The sequence below is a fragment of the Sphaerotilus mobilis genome, assembly GCF_004216565.1.
In the GTDB taxonomy this organism is placed as follows: domain Bacteria; phylum Pseudomonadota; class Gammaproteobacteria; order Burkholderiales; family Burkholderiaceae_C; genus Sphaerotilus; species Sphaerotilus mobilis.
Map to the genome: position 1 here is coordinate 155701 of NZ_SGWV01000010.1, position 16029 is coordinate 171729.

The following is a 16029-nucleotide window of genomic DNA, read 5'->3' on the forward strand; positions in this document are numbered from 1 at the left end:
CAACGCCTGGACCCCGTTTGGTCGATGTCCGGGTATGACATTTCTCACGCCATCGCCCGCACCCGATTGATTTAGATTCTCTAAACACTAGATTGAACATGAACCGAGCCCGATTGATGTCCGACAGCCCTCTAGCCCCTTCATGTCGCGAACAGGCAACGACGCGTTGGACCGGCGCGACAGTGGCTGGGGGACACAGGTTCGGCCGCTTCGTCGCCGTGCTGGGGCTGTTCATCTGCCAGGTCGCGATGGCCGCCCAGCAGGACGACGCCCCATCGGCCTCGCCGAATCAGGCATCAGCCGGTCTGCGCCTGTACCGGGACGGCCTGCTGCCCGGCGGCGCGCGGCTGAGCGGTCTGGGCGCGGGCGCGGCCACGGTCACGACGCCTTGCGCCGGCTGCCATCGCGACAGCGGCATGGGCGGTGGCGAAGGCAACCAGCGGGTGGCGCCGATCACAGCGGCCGACCTGTTCCAGGCGCCGGCCGGACTGGCCCGCCCTGCCGCCGGCGACCGCCTTCCGCGCGAGCGCTCCGGCGCCACGGTGCAGCCGGGCCGACGCCTGAGCCGCCCCGGCTACGACCTGAAGACGCTGGCGCGCGCGCTGCGCACAGGCGTCGACGCGGCGGGGCGCCCGCTCGATGCGCTGATGCCCCGCTACACCCAGCTCGACGACGCGGCGGTGCAAACGCTGGCCGACCATCTGGCCACGCTGCACACCGATGCCGCGCCGGGCTGGACCCAGGCCGGAGCGGGCGCGACCCAGGGCGAGCTGCACCTGACCACCATCGTCACCCCGGACGCCGCGCCGCTGCGCGTGCGCGCGCTGCTGGAGTCGCTGCACGCCTGGCAGGCGCAACACCAGTCGCCCCGGGTGCGGCTGCGGCCGGTGCTGCAGGTCTGGCGGCTGGAAGGCGCGCCAGCGGACTGGCCGGCCCAGCTGGCCACCTGGCAGGCCCGCCAACCTGTCTTCGCGGTGCTATCGGGCGCAGCAGGGGCCTCGTCGGAGAGCTGGCGCCCAGTTCAGGACTGGTGCGAGCGCGAGGCCCTGCCCTGCCTGCTGCCGCTGGTGGACACGCCACCCGAGGACGCCGCGGCTGCTCCGCCAGCTCGCTGGACCCTGCACGGCTCGACCGGCAGCCGGATGGAGGCGCAGGCCCTGGCCGTGCTGTTGCGGCAATCACCCGTTAACGGGCGGCTCACGCAATGGTTCGACGACACCACCGGCGCGCGTGCCGCCGGCTTGCTGGAGGCGGCGCTGACCAGGCCCGATGACCACGACCACGACCACGACAACGACAACGACAACGACAACGACAACGACCAAGACCAAGACCATCACGACCACGCTGTCGAGGGCCGCGCGGCCGGACAGACCGAGCCCGTCGACGCCGCCGCCGCCCTGGCCCGCTGGTGCACCCTGGGCGAGGCCGACACGCTGGTGATCTGGAGCGGGCCGGCCGTGCTGGCCGCGCTGGATCAGGCGCTGGACCAGGCTCCGGCCACCCCGGTCACCCCGACGACGGCCGACTGCACCGGGCCGGGCCGGGTCTACCTGTCGGCCAGCCGGCTGGGTCACCGCCCACCCCGGGCGCCGGCTTGGCAGCACCGCGCCCGGCTGGTCAGCACCGAAGTGGACGACCAGCGCCTGCACGCGCGCACCGCCATCGCCCTGCAACCCTGGGCACGCCGCAGCGGGCTGGACCTGTTCGACGAGCGCGAACAGGCCAAGGTGCACGCCGCCACGTCCTGGTTCACCGAGGCCCTGGCACGCATGCAGGGTCGCGTCGGCCGCGACTACCTGATGGAGTCGCTCGAACGCACGCTGGACAACCGGGCGCTGGCCGGGCCGTGGCTGTCGGTCTCGCTGGGGCCGGGTCAGCGCACCGCCGTCAAGTCGGCCCAGATCCTGCATCTGGACGGGTCTGCAGCGTCGCGGCGCTGGCGTGCCCATGGGCAGGCGATCCGGCCTTGAATCCGAGCCGGATGCGGCTCGCCCCTGCGCATTTGCGGATCAGGCTTCACGGACGGTGCCGATACACTTTCGCTCCTGCTCGCCGGCGCTCCGAGAGCGCCCGACCGACCCACACTCCTCACAAGGACATCCATGACTCGCTGGACCACCCGTCGTTTCCTGAAGACCGCTGGCTTTGTCGCCGCCGCCCTCGTGCTTGCCGCCTGCGGCAAGAAGGAAGAAGCCGCGCCGGCCGCTGCCGCCGCCTCGGCCCCGCCGCCCCCGCCGCCGGCCAAGGTCTACGTGATCGGCACCGATGCGGCCTACGCGCCCTTCGAGTCGCAGAACGAGAAGGGCGAGATCGTCGGCTTCTCGATGGACATCCTGAGCGCCGTGGCGGCCAAGGGCGGCTTCGAGATCAAGTTCGTCAACACCCCGTGGGAAGGCATCTTCAACAGCCTGCAGCAGGGCGACCGTGACGCGCTGATCTCGTCGATCACCATCACCGAAGAGCGCAAGCAGACGATGGACTTCAGCGCGCCCTACTTCGACGCCGAGCAGCTGATCGCCGTCAAGGAGACCAGCAAGGTCGCCAAGTTCGCCGACCTGAAGAAGCTCAAGGTGGGCGTGCAGACCGGCACGACCGGTGACGAGGTCGTCAGCAAGCTGCTGGGCAAGACCAACACCAACGTCAAGCGTTTCGAGTCGACCCCGCTGGCGCTCAAGGAACTGCAGTCGGGCGGCGTCGATGCCGTCGTGGCCGACAACGGCGTGGTCATCCACTACGTCGCCAACAACCCGGCCGACAAGTTCAAGACCGTCGCCGACAAGACCAGCTTCGCGCCCGAGCAGTACGGCATCGCCGTGAAGAAGGGCAACACCGAGCTGCTGGAGAAGATCAACAAGGGCCTGGCCGACATCAAGGCCGATGGCAGCTACGACCAGGTCTTCGCGAAGTACTTCGGCGCGGCCCCGGCGGCTGCGGCGGACGCGGCTTCGAAGTAAGCCCAGGCGTTTCCAGCACCACAAGGCGGGCCTGCGGGCCCGCCTTTTTCATGCCTGCGCCCCAGGCGTCTACCCGGGCAGGCCCGGCTTTTGCTGCGTGGGTGCCGACCTAAACTGGCGGGCGTCACAGGAGACTGCAAGTGGATCTGCGTTGGGAAATCCTGGCGGGCTATGGCCCGCTGTTCGTCGAAGGCGTGCTGATGACCATCAAGCTCACGCTGGTGGCGATCGGTGCCGGCATGGCGCTGGGCATCGTCTTCGGCCTGGTCAGCAGCTCCGGCGACGCACCACCACCCCGCAGCACCGGCGCACGTTGGGGCATGAAGTCGCTGCGCGGCCTGACCATCGGCTACGTCACCTTCTTCCGCGGCACGCCGCTGTTCGTGCAGATCCTGCTGGTGCACTTCGCGCTGATGCCCGCGCTGATCCACCCGGATCACGGCCTGCTGCTGGCCGGCGAGTCCGCGCGCACCTTCCGGCAGGAACACGGCGCCTTCTTCTCGGGCTGTCTGGCGCTGAGCCTGAATGCCGGGGCCTACATCAGCGAGATCTTCCGCGCCGGCATCCAGAGCATCCACCGCGGCCAGACGCAGGCCGGCTACAGCCTGGGCCTGACCCACGCCCAGGCGATGCGCTTCGTGATCCTGCCGCAGGCCTTCCGCCGCATGGTGCCGGCGCTGGTCAACGAGGGCGTCACGCTGATCAAGGACTCGTCCCTGGTCTCCGCCATCGGCTTGGCCGAACTCGCACTCGCCGCCCGCACCGTGGCCGGCGCCTACTCACGCTACTGGGAACCCTACCTGGCGATCTCGGTGATCTACCTGATCCTGACGCTGGCGCTGTCGGCCTTCGCGAAGCGGCTGGAGGCGCCGGCGCATCTGCGGGGTCGGTGAGCTGGTTGGGGCGCGGGCCGAGCGCCGGGCCGCCCCAAGCCGGCCCTCAGCCCCCTTGGGGGGCGCGTCACGCGTACCCGCGTGACCGGGGACACCACTCACCCCCTTGGGCGGCGCGTCCCGCGTACCCGCGTGACCGGGGGCACCACTCACCCCCTCGGGTGATGCTTCGCATGCAGCACCTTCAGCCGCTCGCGCGCCACATGCGTGTAGATCTGCGTCGTCGAGATGTCGGCGTGACCCAGCAGCAGTTGCACGGCGCGCAGGTCGGCGCCGTGGTTGAGCAGGTGGGTGGCGAAGGCGTGGCGCAGCGTGTGGGGTGACAGCGGGGTGGTGATGCCCGCCGTGCGGGCGTGTTTCTTGACGAGGTTCCAGGCCATCTGGCGGGTCATGCCGGCGCCGCGCACGGTGACGAAGAGGTCGTCGCAGGTGCGGCCGTGCAGCAGCGCAGGGCGGGACTCGGCGAGGTAGCGGACCAGCCAGTGACGGGCCTCTTCGCCAAAAGGCACGAGGCGTTCCTTGCTGCCCTTGCCGAGCACCTTGAGCACCTGGTCGTCCAGATGCAGCAGCAGCAGGCGCACGCCCACCAGCTCGCTGACGCGCAGGCCGGCGCCGTACATCAGCTCGAACATCGCGCGGTCGCGCAGGCCCAGCGGCGTGTCGACGTCGGGGGCCGCCAGCAGGGCCTCGACCTGGGCCTCGCTGAGGCTGCGCGGCAGGCGCTGGGGCTTGCGCGCGGCGCTCATCTTCAGGGTCGGGTCGGCGGTGCACAGCGACTCGCGCAAGGCCCAGCGGTAGAAGCGCTTGTAGACCGTCAGGCGGCGGTTGGCGGTGGTGGCCTTGGTGACACCGTGGCGCGCGGCCATGACCGCCATCAGTTGCCAGTCGACGGCACCCAGCAGCTCGGGCGCCGGGTCCTGCAAGGCCAGACCACCGGCGAGGCCCTGCAGGTCACGCCGGTAGGCCGCCAGCGTGTTGCGCGACAGGCCGTCCTCCAGCCAGAGCGCATCGAGGAAGCGGTCGATGACCGCTTGGTCGATCGACCGCACAACGGATTGCACGACCGGTGCGGCGACCTTCGGCGCGAGCGCCTTCCTGGCCGTGGCCATCGGCTCAATCGAGCTTGAGCTTCTGCTGTTCGACGACCTTCTTGTAGACCTCGAACTCGGCCTTGATCTGGGCCGCGAACTGCTCGGGCGTGTTGAGCACCAGCACCGAACCGGTGCCCTCGATGCGCTGGCGCACGGCCGGGTCCTCGGCGGTCTGCTTGACCGCCGCGTGGATCTTGTCGACGACTTCCTTGCTGAGGCCCTTGGGGCCGTGGATGCCGTAATACGCCATGCGGTTGACGGGCTCCAGGCCGATCTCCTTGAAGGTCGGCACGTCGGGCAGCACCGCGAGGCGCTGCGGCGCGGCGACGACGATGGGGATCAGCCGGCCGTCCTTGATGAAGGGCAGTGCCGAAGGCAGGTTGTCGAAGATCATGGGCACCTGCCCGGCCACCGTGTCGTTGAGCGCCGGCCCGGCACCGCGGTAGGGGATGTGCGTCACGAAGACACCGGCCAGGCTCTTGTAGAGCTCCATCTGCAGGTGGCCGATGCCGCCGGTGCCGGAACTGGCGAAGCTGTAGCGGCCGGGGCTCTTCTTGAGCACCTCGAGAAAGGTCTTGTAGTCGCGTGCCGGGAAGCTCGGGTGAACGGCGATCACGTTGGGCGTGGCGGCCACGTTGATGATGGCCGTGAAGTCGGTGATCGGGTTGTAGGGCGTGCGCGGGTTGATGGCCGGGTTGGCCGCCGTCGTCGAGACCGTCGCGACCGCCAGCGTGTAGCCGTCTGCTGGGGCCTTGGCGACCTGGTCGGCACCGATGATGCCGCCGCCACCGGCCTTGTTCTCGACCACCATGGTCTGGCCCAGCGCTGGGCCGATTTTCTCGGCCAGCGTGCGGGCGACGATGTCGGTGGTGCCACCGGGTGCGAAGGGCACCACCAGCCGGACCGGCTTGGCCGGCCAGGCCTGGGCCTGGACCGCCAGAGGCGTCGCCAGGATGCCGGCGACGAGGCAGGCGTGGCGAATGAGCGAGCGACGTGACGTGTGCATGGGGTCTCCAGACAGAGGACGTGGGGCTGATGGCGTGGGCCAGCTTGTCTGGCCGATGCTGCAGCCTGCGAGCTTCGCTGCGCATTGTGGTTCCTGCGCACAAGGGCAAACCACGAGCCACGGCTAAGCTTCCACGCATGTTGACCCATGCCTTGCTGCTGCTGCCGGACTTCCTGCTGATCGTCGTCGGCTTCCTGGTCTGCCGCCACACCGCGCTGGACCGCGAGGTCTGGTCGGCCGCCGAGAGGCTGGTCTATTGGTTGCTGTTCCCGGTGCTGCTGTTCGGCTCGATCGTGCGGACGCCGCTGGCCCCGGCGGCCACGATCAGCCTGGCCACCGGCGGCGTCGCGGTCGTTGCCATCGGCATCGGCCTGACCGTGCTGATGCGACGCTGGCCCGGCATCGACGCGCTGCGGCTGGCTTCGGGGGCGCAGGTCGCCTTCCGCTTCAACTCCTATGTCGCGCTGGCCCTGGCCGAGCGCCTGGGCGGCGCCCCCGGCGTCGCCTGGATCGCCTTGCTGATCGCGCTGTGCGTGCCACTGTGCAACCTCGGCGCGGTCTGGTCACTGGCCCGCCACGGCGGTCACGACACGCGGCGCGAGCTCCTGCGCAACCCCCTGATCATCGCCACCGTCACCGGACTGATCGCCAATCAGGCCGGCCTGGTGCTGCCTGACCCGGTCCAGACCACCTTGTCGCGCATTGGCTCGGCGGCCTTGCCGCTCGGACTGATGGCGGTCGGCGCCGGGCTGCAGTTCGGTGGCCTTCAGCAGGCGCCGAAACTCGCCGCATCGCTGCTGGCGATCCGCCACCTGGTGCTGCCGGCGGTGGCGCTGGGCCTGGGTCTGCTGCTGGGGTTGCCGACCGGACAGGCACAGATCCTGCTGGCCTTCTCGGCGCTGCCCACGGCCTCCAGCTGCTACGTGCTGGCCGCCCGGATGGGCGGCGACGGCCCGTATGTGGCGGGCCTGGTCACCGCGTCGACCCTGCTGGGCATGTTCAGCGTGCCGCTGGCGATGATCGCGTTCGCAGCGCTGCACGGCCACTGACCGCGCGGCGCCCGCGAGCGCCGACCCGCGTCCAGCGACCGCCGGGCAGGCCGGATCAGGGTCGATCCGGATCTTGCATCGTGCACGGATGTGTATACACTTTCTCCACGTCGCCGCGGAGCCCGGCCATCGACGCAGTCCCTTGAGGACCGCCCCGATGCCCCGGTCGCGACGTTCGCTCCTCACAGAGCCCGCTGTGGTGAGGGGAAGGTGCCCAGCCTCGTGCGCGGCGCTTTCCCACCCACATCCGCGTGTCCCGGAACAAGCTCGGGACCGCACAGCGTGAGGACGCGATGGAAACCTACCTGCTCGACTGGGCCAACCTGCTGTTGCGCTGGGTCCATGTCATCACGGCGATCGCCTGGATCGGCTCGTCGTTCTACTTCGTCTTTCTCGACAACAGCCTGACGAAGCCGACCGCGCCGGACCTCGTCGGCAAGGGCGTCGACGGCGAACTCTGGGCCGTGCACGGCGGCGGCTTCTACAACCCGCAGAAGTACCTCGTCGCACCGAAGTCCCTGCCGCAGAACCTGCACTGGTTCTTCTGGGAGAGCTACAGCACCTGGCTGAGCGGCTTCGGCCTGTTCACGGTGCTCTACCTGTTCAACGCCGGCACCTTCCTGGTCGACAAGAGCGTGCATGACTGGTCACCGGGCGTGGCGATTGCTGCCTCGCTGGGCTTCCTGGCGGCCTTCTGGTTCGTCTACGACCTGATCTGCCGCAGCCTGGGCCAGAAGAAGAACGGCGACCTGCTGGTCGGCCTGGGCGTGACGGTCTTCATCGTCGCCGCCACCTGGCTGGCCTGCCAGCTCTTTGCCGGCCGTGCGGCCTTCCTGCTGATGGGCGCGATGATCGCCACCGCGATGAGCGCCAACGTGTTCGTCTGGATCATCCCCGGCCAGCGCACCGTCATCGCGCAGATGAAGGCGGGCCAGCCGGTCGACCCGATCCACGGCCAGCGCGCCAAGCAGCGCAGCGTGCACAACACCTACTTCACGCTGCCGGTGCTGATCGCGATGCTGTCCAACCACTACGGCTGGCTCTATCAAGGTCCGAACAACTGGCTGGTGCTGGTGCTGCTGATGCTGGCCGGCGCGCTGATCCGACACAGCTTCGTGGCCCGCCACAAGGCCCTGGTGCTGGGCCAGCCGGTGCCCTGGAAACAGGCCGGTGCGGGCGTTGTCGTGCTGCTGGGCCTGGTGGTCTGGCTGGCACCGGCGCCGCAGAGCGCCGCGCAGAAGGCCGCACAGGCTCAGCCGGTGAGCCATGCCCAGGTCGCACAGGTCGTGCAGCAGCGCTGCGTGATGTGCCACAACGAGCAGCTGCAGAACAAGGGCGTTGCGCTGCACACGCCGGCGCTCCTCAAGCAGCACGCCCAGGCCGTCTACCAGCAGGCTGTCGTGCTCAAGCTCATGCCGCAGAACAACGCCACCCAGATCACCGACGACGAACGTGCGCTCATCAAGCGCTGGTTCGAAGCCGGCGCGCCGACGCCCTGAACGGGCCCGGTTCTTTCAGCAGTTCCGACGACGTTCCACCGACGTCACACCGACGTTCCACCGACGTGACACAGATGACCCGCCTGGACGGGCACGAGGAGACACCACCATGACCGACACCACGATGGACGCGGGCGTACACCCCGTCGACGAGAAGCTGCCCACGCCACGGCTGATGGCACTGGGCTTCCAGCATGTGCTGGTGATGTATGCCGGCGCGATCGCGGTGCCGCTGATCGTCGGGCGAGCCCTCAAGCTCAGCCCGGAGCAGGTCGCGCTGCTGATCTCGGCCGACCTGTTCTGCTGCGGCATCGTCACGCTGATCCAGTCGCTGGGCGTGACGCAATGGTTCGGCATCCGCCTGCCGGTGATGATGGGCGTGACCTTCGCGGCCGTCGGGCCGATGGTGGCCATGGCCAACTCGATGCCCGGTGTCGACGGGGCCCGGGCGATCTTCGGGGCCATCATCGCCGCGGGCGTCATCGGCATCTTCATCGCGCCGCTGGCCAGCCGGATGCTGAGATTCTTCCCGCCCGTGGTGACGGGCACCATCATCGCCATCATCGGCATCAGCCTGATGCGCGTGGGCATCGGCTGGGCGATGGGCGGCCCGGCCTTCCTGGCCAAGATTCCCGATCCGGCCCACCTGCAGGCCGTGGCCAACGCGAAGGCCGCCGGCACCGCCTTGCCGGTTGGTGCCGCACCGATGATCGCCAACCCGAACTACGCCGCGCTGGACAACCTCGCGATCGCGGTGTTCGTGCTGGCCTGCATCCTGTTGATCGCCAAGTACGGCCGCGGCTTCCTGGCCAACATCTCCGTGCTGCTGGGCATCGTGATCGGCGGCGTTGTCGCCACGCTGCTGGGCAAGATGACCTTCGACAAGGTCGGCAGCGCCAGCTGGTTCGACCTGGTCATGCCCTTCTCCTTCGGCACGCCAACCTTCGACCCGGTGCTGATCGTGACCATGGTGCTGGTGATGATCGTCACCTTCATCGAGTCGACCGGCATGTTCCTCGCGCTGAGTGACCTGACCGGCCGCAAGCTGACGCCGCAGAGCCTGACGGCGGGCCTGCGCACCGATGGCCTGGGCACGCTGATCGGCGGCATCTTCAACACCTTCCCGTACACCAGCTTCTCGCAGAACGTCGGCCTGGTCGGCGTGACCGGCGTGCGCAGCCGCTTCGTCTGTGTCGTCGGCGGCCTGATCCTGATCGTGCTGGGCCTGATCCCGAAGATGGCCGCGCTGGTCGAGTCGCTGCCGCAGTTCGTGCTGGGTGGCGCGGGCCTGGTGATGTTCGGCATGGTCGCGGCCACCGGCATCCGCATCCTCGCGGGCGTGGACTACAAGACCAACAAGAACAACCTCTACATCGTCGCCGTGTCGATCAGCGCGGGCATGATCCCTCTGGTCGCACCGGCCTGGTCGCAGCACATGCCGCACAGCCTGCACCCGCTGCTGGAGTCGGGCATCCTGCTGACGACGATCTGCGCGGTCATCCTCAACCTGTTCTTCAACGGCGGCGGCTCGGCCGAAGCCAGCGAACGCGAGGCCCGCATCGCCGCGATGCAGGCCGAAGGCGGTCACTGATGCGGTGTGGCGGCTGCCGCAGCGGCCGCCAACAGCCAGTCGGGCCGGTCAGCACCCGAGTCTTGTCGGGGACTGACCGGCCTTTGCACATGAGGGAAGCCCCATGCCCACGCTCCTGATCCACCATGCCACGCTGCTCGTCACGATGGACGCGCAACGGCGCGAGATCGCCGACGGCGCCGTCTTCATCCGCGACCACGTGATCGAGCAGGTCGGCCCGAGTGCCGAGCTGCCCACCGCGGCCGACACGGTGATCGATGCAAGCGGCCAGATCGTCATCCCCGGCCTGGTCAACACGCACCACCACATGTACCAGTCGCTGACCCGCGTGGTGCGCCCGGCGCAGGACTGCGAGCTGTTCGAGTGGCTGCGCACGCTCTACCCGATCTGGGCCGGCCTGAGCCCCGAACACGCCCACGTGTCGACCCAGACCGCCATGGCCGAGCTGCTGCTGTCGGGCTGCACGACCAGCGCCGACCACCTCTACATCTACCCCAACGGCGTGCGGCTGGACGACACGCTGGAGGCGGCACGCGAGATCGGCATGCGCTTCCATGCCTCGCGCGGTTCGATGAGCGTCGGCCAGAGCCAAGGTGGCCTGCCGCCCGACCGCGTGGTCGAACGCGAGGCCGACATCCTGGCCGACACCCAGCGCGTGATCGAGCGCTGGCACGACCCCGCGCGCCATGCCATGCAGCGCATCGTCGTCGCGCCGTGTTCGCCCTTCTCGGTCAGCCGCGAACTGATGCGCGACGCGGCCCTGCTGGCGCGTGAACATGGCGTGTCGCTGCACACCCATCTGGCCGAGAACGACAACGACATCGCCTACACCCGCGAGACCTTCGGCTGCACGCCGGCCGAATACGCCGAGCAACTCGGCTGGGTCGGTCCGGACGTCTGGCATGCCCACTGCGTCAAGCTCGACGAGGCCGGCATCGCGCTGTTCGCGCGCACCGGCACCGGCATCTCGCACTGCCCCGGCTCGAACATGCGGCTGGCCTCGGGCGCCGCGCCGATCCGCGCCATGCGCGATGCCGGCGTGAAGGTCTCGCTGGCGGTCGACGGCTCAGCCAGCAACGACAGCGGCCACATGCTCGACGAGGCCCGTCTGGCGCTGCTGCTGCAGCGGGTGTCGAACGGCCCCGTCAAGGGCCCGACGGCCATGACCGCGCGCGAGGTGCTGGAGATCGCCACGCTCGGCGGCGCCCAGGTGCTCAACCGCGACGACATCGGCGCGCTCGCACCGGGCATGAGCGCCGACCTGGTCACCTTCCCGCTCGACACCATCGGCCTGGCCGGTGCCCACCACGACCCGCTCGCCGCGCTGTTCTTCTGCCACGTGCCGCGTGTGCAGCACAGCATCGTGCATGGCCGCGTGGTGGTGCGCGACGGCATGCTCGCCACGGTCGACCTGCCGCGGCTGATCGAGCGCCACAACCGGCTGGCCAGCACGCTGGTCGAGGCATGATCCTGACCCTTACCCACGCCCCACAGGAGCCCTGAGCCATGCCCACCATCCGCGTCGAACTGATGACCGGTCGCACCGTCGAACAGAAACGCGCCCTGGCCGCCGCCCTCACCGAAGCCACCGTGCGCACCCTCGGCGGCAACGCCTCCAGCGTCGACGTGGTCTTCTTCGACATCGAACGCCACGACTGGGCCACCGGTGGCGAACTCTGGCTGGACAAGATGGCCACACCGCCGACGGCATCGACCTGAGGCCAGACGTGAAGAAGCCCGCGCTAGGCGGGCTTCTTCGTGACGACAGCGGCCATCAGGCCGCGAGCCGAGGCGCCTCCTGAACAGGCGCGAGTTCACCGCTTGTCATCGACGCGATGACAAGGTTCTCATCCACATCCGGCGCGAACTCGACATCGAAGCTGCCATCCGGGTAGACCTCGATGACGACACCCGCCGCACCGGCACGAACACCGACCTCGGGGACGTCGACCCGGGCGACCACGTGATCATGAAGCTGAATGGTCATGTCTTTCCTTTCAACACGATGGCCGTCGTCAACGAGGGCGGATCGCCCGAGTCCTTGAGGATCCAACCGGTGCGAACGGTAGCACCGCCCTTGGGCCCTGTCAGCGCGAGGTCGACCTGATAGAGCCGACCATGCGCGTTGCGGCCCCGAAACACCGCAGGCGCGGCTGGCAAGCTGGCCAGGATGGCCACCTCGAGAACGGCGCTGTCGTGGGCCGTGATGCCCAGGATGGAAGAAAAGAGCCTGGCCTTGTGTCCGCCCACGTCGTGGTGCGGATTCAAAACATATTCGCGCAGCTTCCCGACCGGAATGAAGGCACGTTCGTGATCAGGCAGCGCATCAGGATGTGGCATCACCCATTCTTGGCGGCCACCTCGACCCCAACCCATCCCCACGTAGGGCGTCTTGACGCCTCGGCATTCATACTCAGGATGCCCAGCCGGCGCATCCGTACGGCAGCATCGACCTGAGGCCAGACGTGAAGAAGCCCGCGCGAGGCGGGCTTCCATTCAGGCGCGAGAAGACTCAGGCCGCTTGCTGAACCGGACGAACACGGCGGAGGTCCGATCCCGACAGGGCGAACATCGCCAGCGTCTCACCACGATCGTTGCAGAACTCGACCTCGTAGGCGTCATCGCCATGGACTTCGACCACGGTGCCAAGGTCGCCGGCCCGGATGCCGAAGGCTGGAACATCCGTGGCAGCAGCAACCACTTCGAGCAGTTCGTAGGTCATCGCTGTTCCTCCTTCACATAGACGCTGGTGAGTTGCGGGACGCCGCCAGTTTCTCGAACGATCCAGCACGTTCTGACCATAGCAGTTCCCGCCGGGCCGGTCACCGGCACGTCAGCCACGTAGCGCTGACCGTGCTGATCCGCATGTTTCCTGGTGGCAGGCACCTGTGGCAAGCCATCGCGAATGGCCGTTTCCAGTTGACGGGCCTGCGCCTGGTCCATGCCCAGGACGGCATGGAAGACCCGGGCCTTGTGTCGCCCGACCTCATGGTCAGGGTTCAGGGCATACGCGGACAACTTGGCCTCCGGGATCACGGCTCGGTCGTGGTTCGGCAGCGCATCAGGATGTGGCATCACCCATTCTTGGCGGCCACCTCGACCCCAACCCATCCCCACGAAGGGCGTCTTGACGCCCCTGCCATTCCGCGCCGGAATGGCCGGAATGCCCAGCCTGCGCTTCTGTGACGGCAGGCGCTTCGCCACCATCGGCACCAGTCTGTTTCAACAACCCCTGGAGCGATGCGATGGCAAAGATGAAGGCCGCAATGGCCGCCGTGCTGGTGATGGAGAAGGAAGGCGTGATGCAGGCCTTCGGGGTGCCCGGGGCGGCGATCAACCCGCTTTATGCGGCGATGCGCGAACACGGTGGCATCGGCCACATCTTGGCCCGGCACGTGGAAGGCGCCTCGCACATGGCCGAGGGCTACACCCGGGCTCGGGCGGGCAACATCGGCGTGTGCATCGGCACCTCCGGGCCGGCCGGCACGGACATGATCACCGGGCTGTATTCGGCCCAGGCCGACTCCATCCCGATCTTGTGCATCACCGGCCAGGCCCCGCGTGCCCGGCTGCACAAGGAAGACTTCCAGGCGGTCGACATCGCCAGCATCGCCAAGCCCGTCACCAAGTGGGCGACCACGGTGATGGAGCCGGCGCAGGTGCCGCGCGCCTTCCAGCAGGCCTTCCACCTGATGCGTTCGGGCCGCCCGGGCCCCGTGCTGATCGACCTTCCCTTCGATGTGCAGCAGGCCGAGATCGAGTTCGACATCGAGACCTATGAGCCGCTGCCGGTCTACAAGCCCGCCGCCAGCCGCAAGCAGGTCGAACGTGCGCTGGACCTGCTGGCCACCGCCGAGCGTCCGTTGATCGTGGCCGGCGGCGGCATCATCAACGCGGACGCAGCGAACCTGCTGGTCGAGTTCGCCGAGCTGACCGGCATGCCGGTGATCCCGACGCTGATGGGCTGGGGCAGCATCCCCGACGACCACCCGCTGATGGCCGGCATGTGCGGCCTGCAGACCAGCCACCGCTACGGCAACGCGACGATGCTGGCGAGCGACTTCGTGATCGGCATCGGCAACCGCTGGGCCAACCGCCACACCGGCTCGCCGGAGGTCTACTGCAAGGGCCGGCGCTTCATCCACATCGACATCGAGCCGACCCAGATCGGCCGCGTCTTTGCGCCCGACTACGGCATCGTCTCCGATGCCAAGGCCGCCCTGGCGCTGCTGGTGGAGGTCGCCCGCGAGCGCCGTGCGGCTGGCACCTTGCCGGACCGCAGCGCCTGGTCGGCTGCTTGCCTGGCCCGCAAGGGCTCGGTCGAGTACCTGCGCAAGACCCATTTCGACAGCGTGCCGATGAAGCCACAGCGGGTCTACCAGTGCATGAACCGCGCCTTCGGCCGCGACACGACCTATGTCAGCACGATCGGCCTGAGCCAGATCGCAGGCGCACAGTTCCTGCATGTCTACCACCCGCGCCACTGGATCAACTGCGGTCAGGCCGGCCCGCTGGGCTGGACCGTGCCGGCCGCGTTGGGCGTGCGCGCGGCCGATCCGACGCGGCGCATCGTGGCGCTGTCGGGCGACTACGACTTCCAGTTCATGATCGAGGAACTCGCGGTCGGCGCGCAGTTCAAGCTGCCCTACATCCACATGGTCGTGAACAACAGCTACCTCGGCCTGATCCGTCAGAGCCAGCGCGGCTTCAACATGGACCATTGCGTGCAGCTCGGCTTCGACAACATCAACACCGCCGCCGACGAGCCGGCGATGGGCTATGGCGTGGACCACATCAAGGTGGTCGAGGGCCTGGGCTGCAAGGCGATCCGGGTGCACCGGCAGGAGGAGCTGGCGCCAGCCATTGCGCAAGCCGACGCCTGGATGGCCGAACATCGCGTGCCCGTGGTCATCGAGGTGCTGCTCGAACGGGTCACCAACATCGCGATGGGCACCGAGATCGACAACATCATCGAGTTCGAGCCGCTGGCCGCAGAGCGCGCCGACGCGCCCACCGCCGTGGCCGTGTCGATGCTCGATTGAGCCAGCCTGCACCTGCATGCCTCGCCTTCCCCGAACCTTCCCCGATCCTTCCCAGAACAACCGTCAGGACCGTCCCATGCCCCGCTTCAGCGCCAACCTCTCGATGTTGTTCACCGAGGTGCCGATGCTCGATCCGACCCTGGACCGCTACGCCGCCGCCGCAGCGGCGGGCTTCCGCGCCGTCGAGGTCCAGTTCCCCTACGACCACCCGGCGGTCGATGTGCGCGCGCGGCTCGAAGCGCATGACCTGAGCATGGTCCTGCACAACCTGCCGGCCGGCGACTGGGCCGGCGGCGAGCGCGGCATCGCCTGCCTGCCCGACCGCGTCGACGAGTTCCGCGAGGGCGTCGAACGTGCCATCGGCTACGCCCGCACGCTGGGCGTGCCGCAGCTCAACTGCCTGGCCGGCATCGCCCCGCTCGGTGCCGACGAGCGCGTGCTGCGCGCCACGCTGGTCGGCAACCTGCGATACGCCGCCGCCGAACTGGGCAAGTCGGGCTTGGGTCTGCTGATCGAGCCGATCAACACCTTCGACGTTCCCGGCTTCTTCGTCAGCCGCACGGCGCAGGCGCTGGACATCCTCGACGAGGTCGGCGCGTCCAACGCCAAGGTCCAGTTCGACGCCTACCACGCCCAGCGCATGGAGGGCGAGCTGTGCGGCACGCTGAGCCGCCACCTCGACCGCATCGGCCATGTGCAGATCGCCGACAACCCCGGTCGCCACGAGCCCGGCACCGGCGAGATCAACCACGCCTTCCTGTTCCAGCATCTCGATGCCATCGGCTATCGCGGCTGGGTCGGCTGCGAGTACAAGCCGGCGACGACCACGGCCGCCGGCCTGGGTTGGATGACGACGCTGGGCAGGCTCACCCCTTGAGCCACCCGACACGAACACGAACGC

Annotated in this window: 16 protein-coding genes; 10 read left to right on the forward strand and 6 right to left on the reverse strand. The window is 68.6% G+C overall.

Going from position 1 to position 16029, the window contains the following annotated elements; translation table 11 throughout:
• Positions 1 to 182: 182 nt before the first annotated feature.
• The 3 genes from EV685_RS20645 to EV685_RS13045 all read left to right on the forward strand — a co-directional run bounded on the left by EV685_RS20645 (position 183) and on the right by EV685_RS13045 (position 3850).
• The gene (locus tag EV685_RS20645) at positions 183 to 1973 is read left to right on the forward strand and encodes a cytochrome c (protein WP_165396796.1); all 1791 of its coding nucleotides are present in this window, start codon (positions 183 to 185) and stop codon (positions 1971 to 1973) included.
• 132 nt (positions 1974 to 2105) lie between these two features.
• Positions 2106 to 2957, forward strand: coding sequence for a basic amino acid ABC transporter substrate-binding protein (locus tag EV685_RS13040; RefSeq protein WP_130482479.1), 852 nt, complete (start codon positions 2106 to 2108; stop codon positions 2955 to 2957).
• Between the two features lie 140 nt (positions 2958 to 3097).
• Positions 3098 to 3850 carry an amino acid ABC transporter permease gene (locus tag EV685_RS13045; RefSeq protein ID WP_130482480.1) on the forward strand — a complete coding sequence of 251 codons (753 nt, stop codon included), beginning with the start codon at positions 3098 to 3100 and terminating at the stop codon, positions 3848 to 3850.
• 149 nt (positions 3851 to 3999) lie between these two features.
• Here the strand turns inward: EV685_RS13045 and xerD are convergent, their stop codons facing one another.
• Together xerD and EV685_RS13055 are read right to left on the reverse strand one after the other, a co-directional pair.
• Positions 4000 to 4959 carry a site-specific tyrosine recombinase XerD gene (gene xerD / locus EV685_RS13050; protein WP_130482481.1) on the reverse strand — a complete coding sequence of 320 codons (960 nt, stop codon included), beginning with the start codon at positions 4957 to 4959 and terminating at the stop codon, positions 4000 to 4002.
• Positions 4960 to 4963: 4 nt separating this feature from the next.
• The gene (locus EV685_RS13055) at positions 4964 to 5947 is read right to left on the reverse strand and encodes a tripartite tricarboxylate transporter substrate binding protein BugE (protein WP_130482482.1); all 984 of its coding nucleotides are present in this window, start codon (positions 5945 to 5947) and stop codon (positions 4964 to 4966) included.
• A 137-nt stretch (positions 5948 to 6084) separates the two neighbouring features.
• Here EV685_RS13055 and EV685_RS13060 point away from each other — a divergent pair, with 137 nt between their 5' ends.
• The 5 genes from EV685_RS13060 (at position 6085) to EV685_RS13080 (ending at position 11805) form a co-directional block, all read left to right on the forward strand.
• Complete coding sequence (locus EV685_RS13060; protein ID WP_207224820.1) at positions 6085 to 6996, forward strand: AEC family transporter; 912 nt, start codon at positions 6085 to 6087, stop codon at positions 6994 to 6996.
• A gap of 293 nt (positions 6997 to 7289) precedes the next feature.
• Complete coding sequence (locus EV685_RS13065; RefSeq protein WP_130482483.1) at positions 7290 to 8495, forward strand: urate hydroxylase PuuD; 1206 nt, start codon at positions 7290 to 7292, stop codon at positions 8493 to 8495.
• A 109-nt stretch (positions 8496 to 8604) separates the two neighbouring features.
• Positions 8605 to 10086 carry a nucleobase:cation symporter-2 family protein gene (locus EV685_RS13070; protein WP_130482484.1) on the forward strand — a complete coding sequence of 494 codons (1482 nt, stop codon included), beginning with the start codon at positions 8605 to 8607 and terminating at the stop codon, positions 10084 to 10086.
• Positions 10087 to 10189: 103 nt separating this feature from the next.
• Positions 10190 to 11554 (forward strand): 8-oxoguanine deaminase, encoded by a 1365-nt coding sequence (locus EV685_RS13075; RefSeq protein ID WP_130482485.1) that lies wholly within the window; start codon positions 10190 to 10192, stop codon positions 11552 to 11554.
• A gap of 38 nt (positions 11555 to 11592) precedes the next feature.
• Positions 11593 to 11805, forward strand: coding sequence for a 4-oxalocrotonate tautomerase (locus EV685_RS13080; RefSeq protein WP_130482486.1), 213 nt, complete (start codon positions 11593 to 11595; stop codon positions 11803 to 11805).
• A 55-nt stretch (positions 11806 to 11860) separates the two neighbouring features.
• Here the strand turns inward: EV685_RS13080 and EV685_RS13085 are convergent, their stop codons facing one another.
• The 4 genes from EV685_RS13085 to EV685_RS13100 form a co-directional block, all read right to left on the reverse strand.
• Positions 11861 to 12073 carry a DUF4926 domain-containing protein gene (locus EV685_RS13085; protein WP_130482487.1) on the reverse strand — a complete coding sequence of 71 codons (213 nt, stop codon included), beginning with the start codon at positions 12071 to 12073 and terminating at the stop codon, positions 11861 to 11863.
• A complete protein-coding gene (locus tag EV685_RS13090; protein WP_130482488.1) occupies positions 12070 to 12426 on the reverse strand; it encodes a DUF6883 domain-containing protein in 357 nt (118 codons plus the stop codon). Before EV685_RS13090 ends, EV685_RS13085 begins: the two co-directional genes overlap by 4 nt.
• A 172-nt stretch (positions 12427 to 12598) precedes the next feature.
• Complete coding sequence (locus EV685_RS13095; protein ID WP_130482489.1) at positions 12599 to 12808, reverse strand: DUF4926 domain-containing protein; 210 nt, start codon at positions 12806 to 12808, stop codon at positions 12599 to 12601.
• Entirely contained in the window at positions 12805 to 13293 is a 489-nt protein-coding gene (locus EV685_RS13100; RefSeq protein ID WP_130482490.1) for a DUF6883 domain-containing protein, read from the reverse strand. Before EV685_RS13100 ends, EV685_RS13095 begins: the two co-directional genes overlap by 4 nt.
• Before the next feature lie 38 nt (positions 13294 to 13331).
• Here EV685_RS13100 and gcl point away from each other — a divergent pair, with 38 nt between their 5' ends.
• Together gcl and hyi are read left to right on the forward strand one after the other, a co-directional pair.
• Positions 13332 to 15128, forward strand: a complete 1797-nt coding sequence (gene gcl / locus EV685_RS13105) for a glyoxylate carboligase (RefSeq protein WP_130482491.1) — start codon at positions 13332 to 13334, stop codon at positions 15126 to 15128.
• A 76-nt stretch (positions 15129 to 15204) separates the two neighbouring features.
• Positions 15205 to 16005 (forward strand): hydroxypyruvate isomerase, encoded by an 801-nt coding sequence (hyi, locus tag EV685_RS13110; RefSeq protein WP_130482492.1) that lies wholly within the window; start codon positions 15205 to 15207, stop codon positions 16003 to 16005.
• The last annotated feature ends 24 nt before the right edge of the window (positions 16006 to 16029 follow it).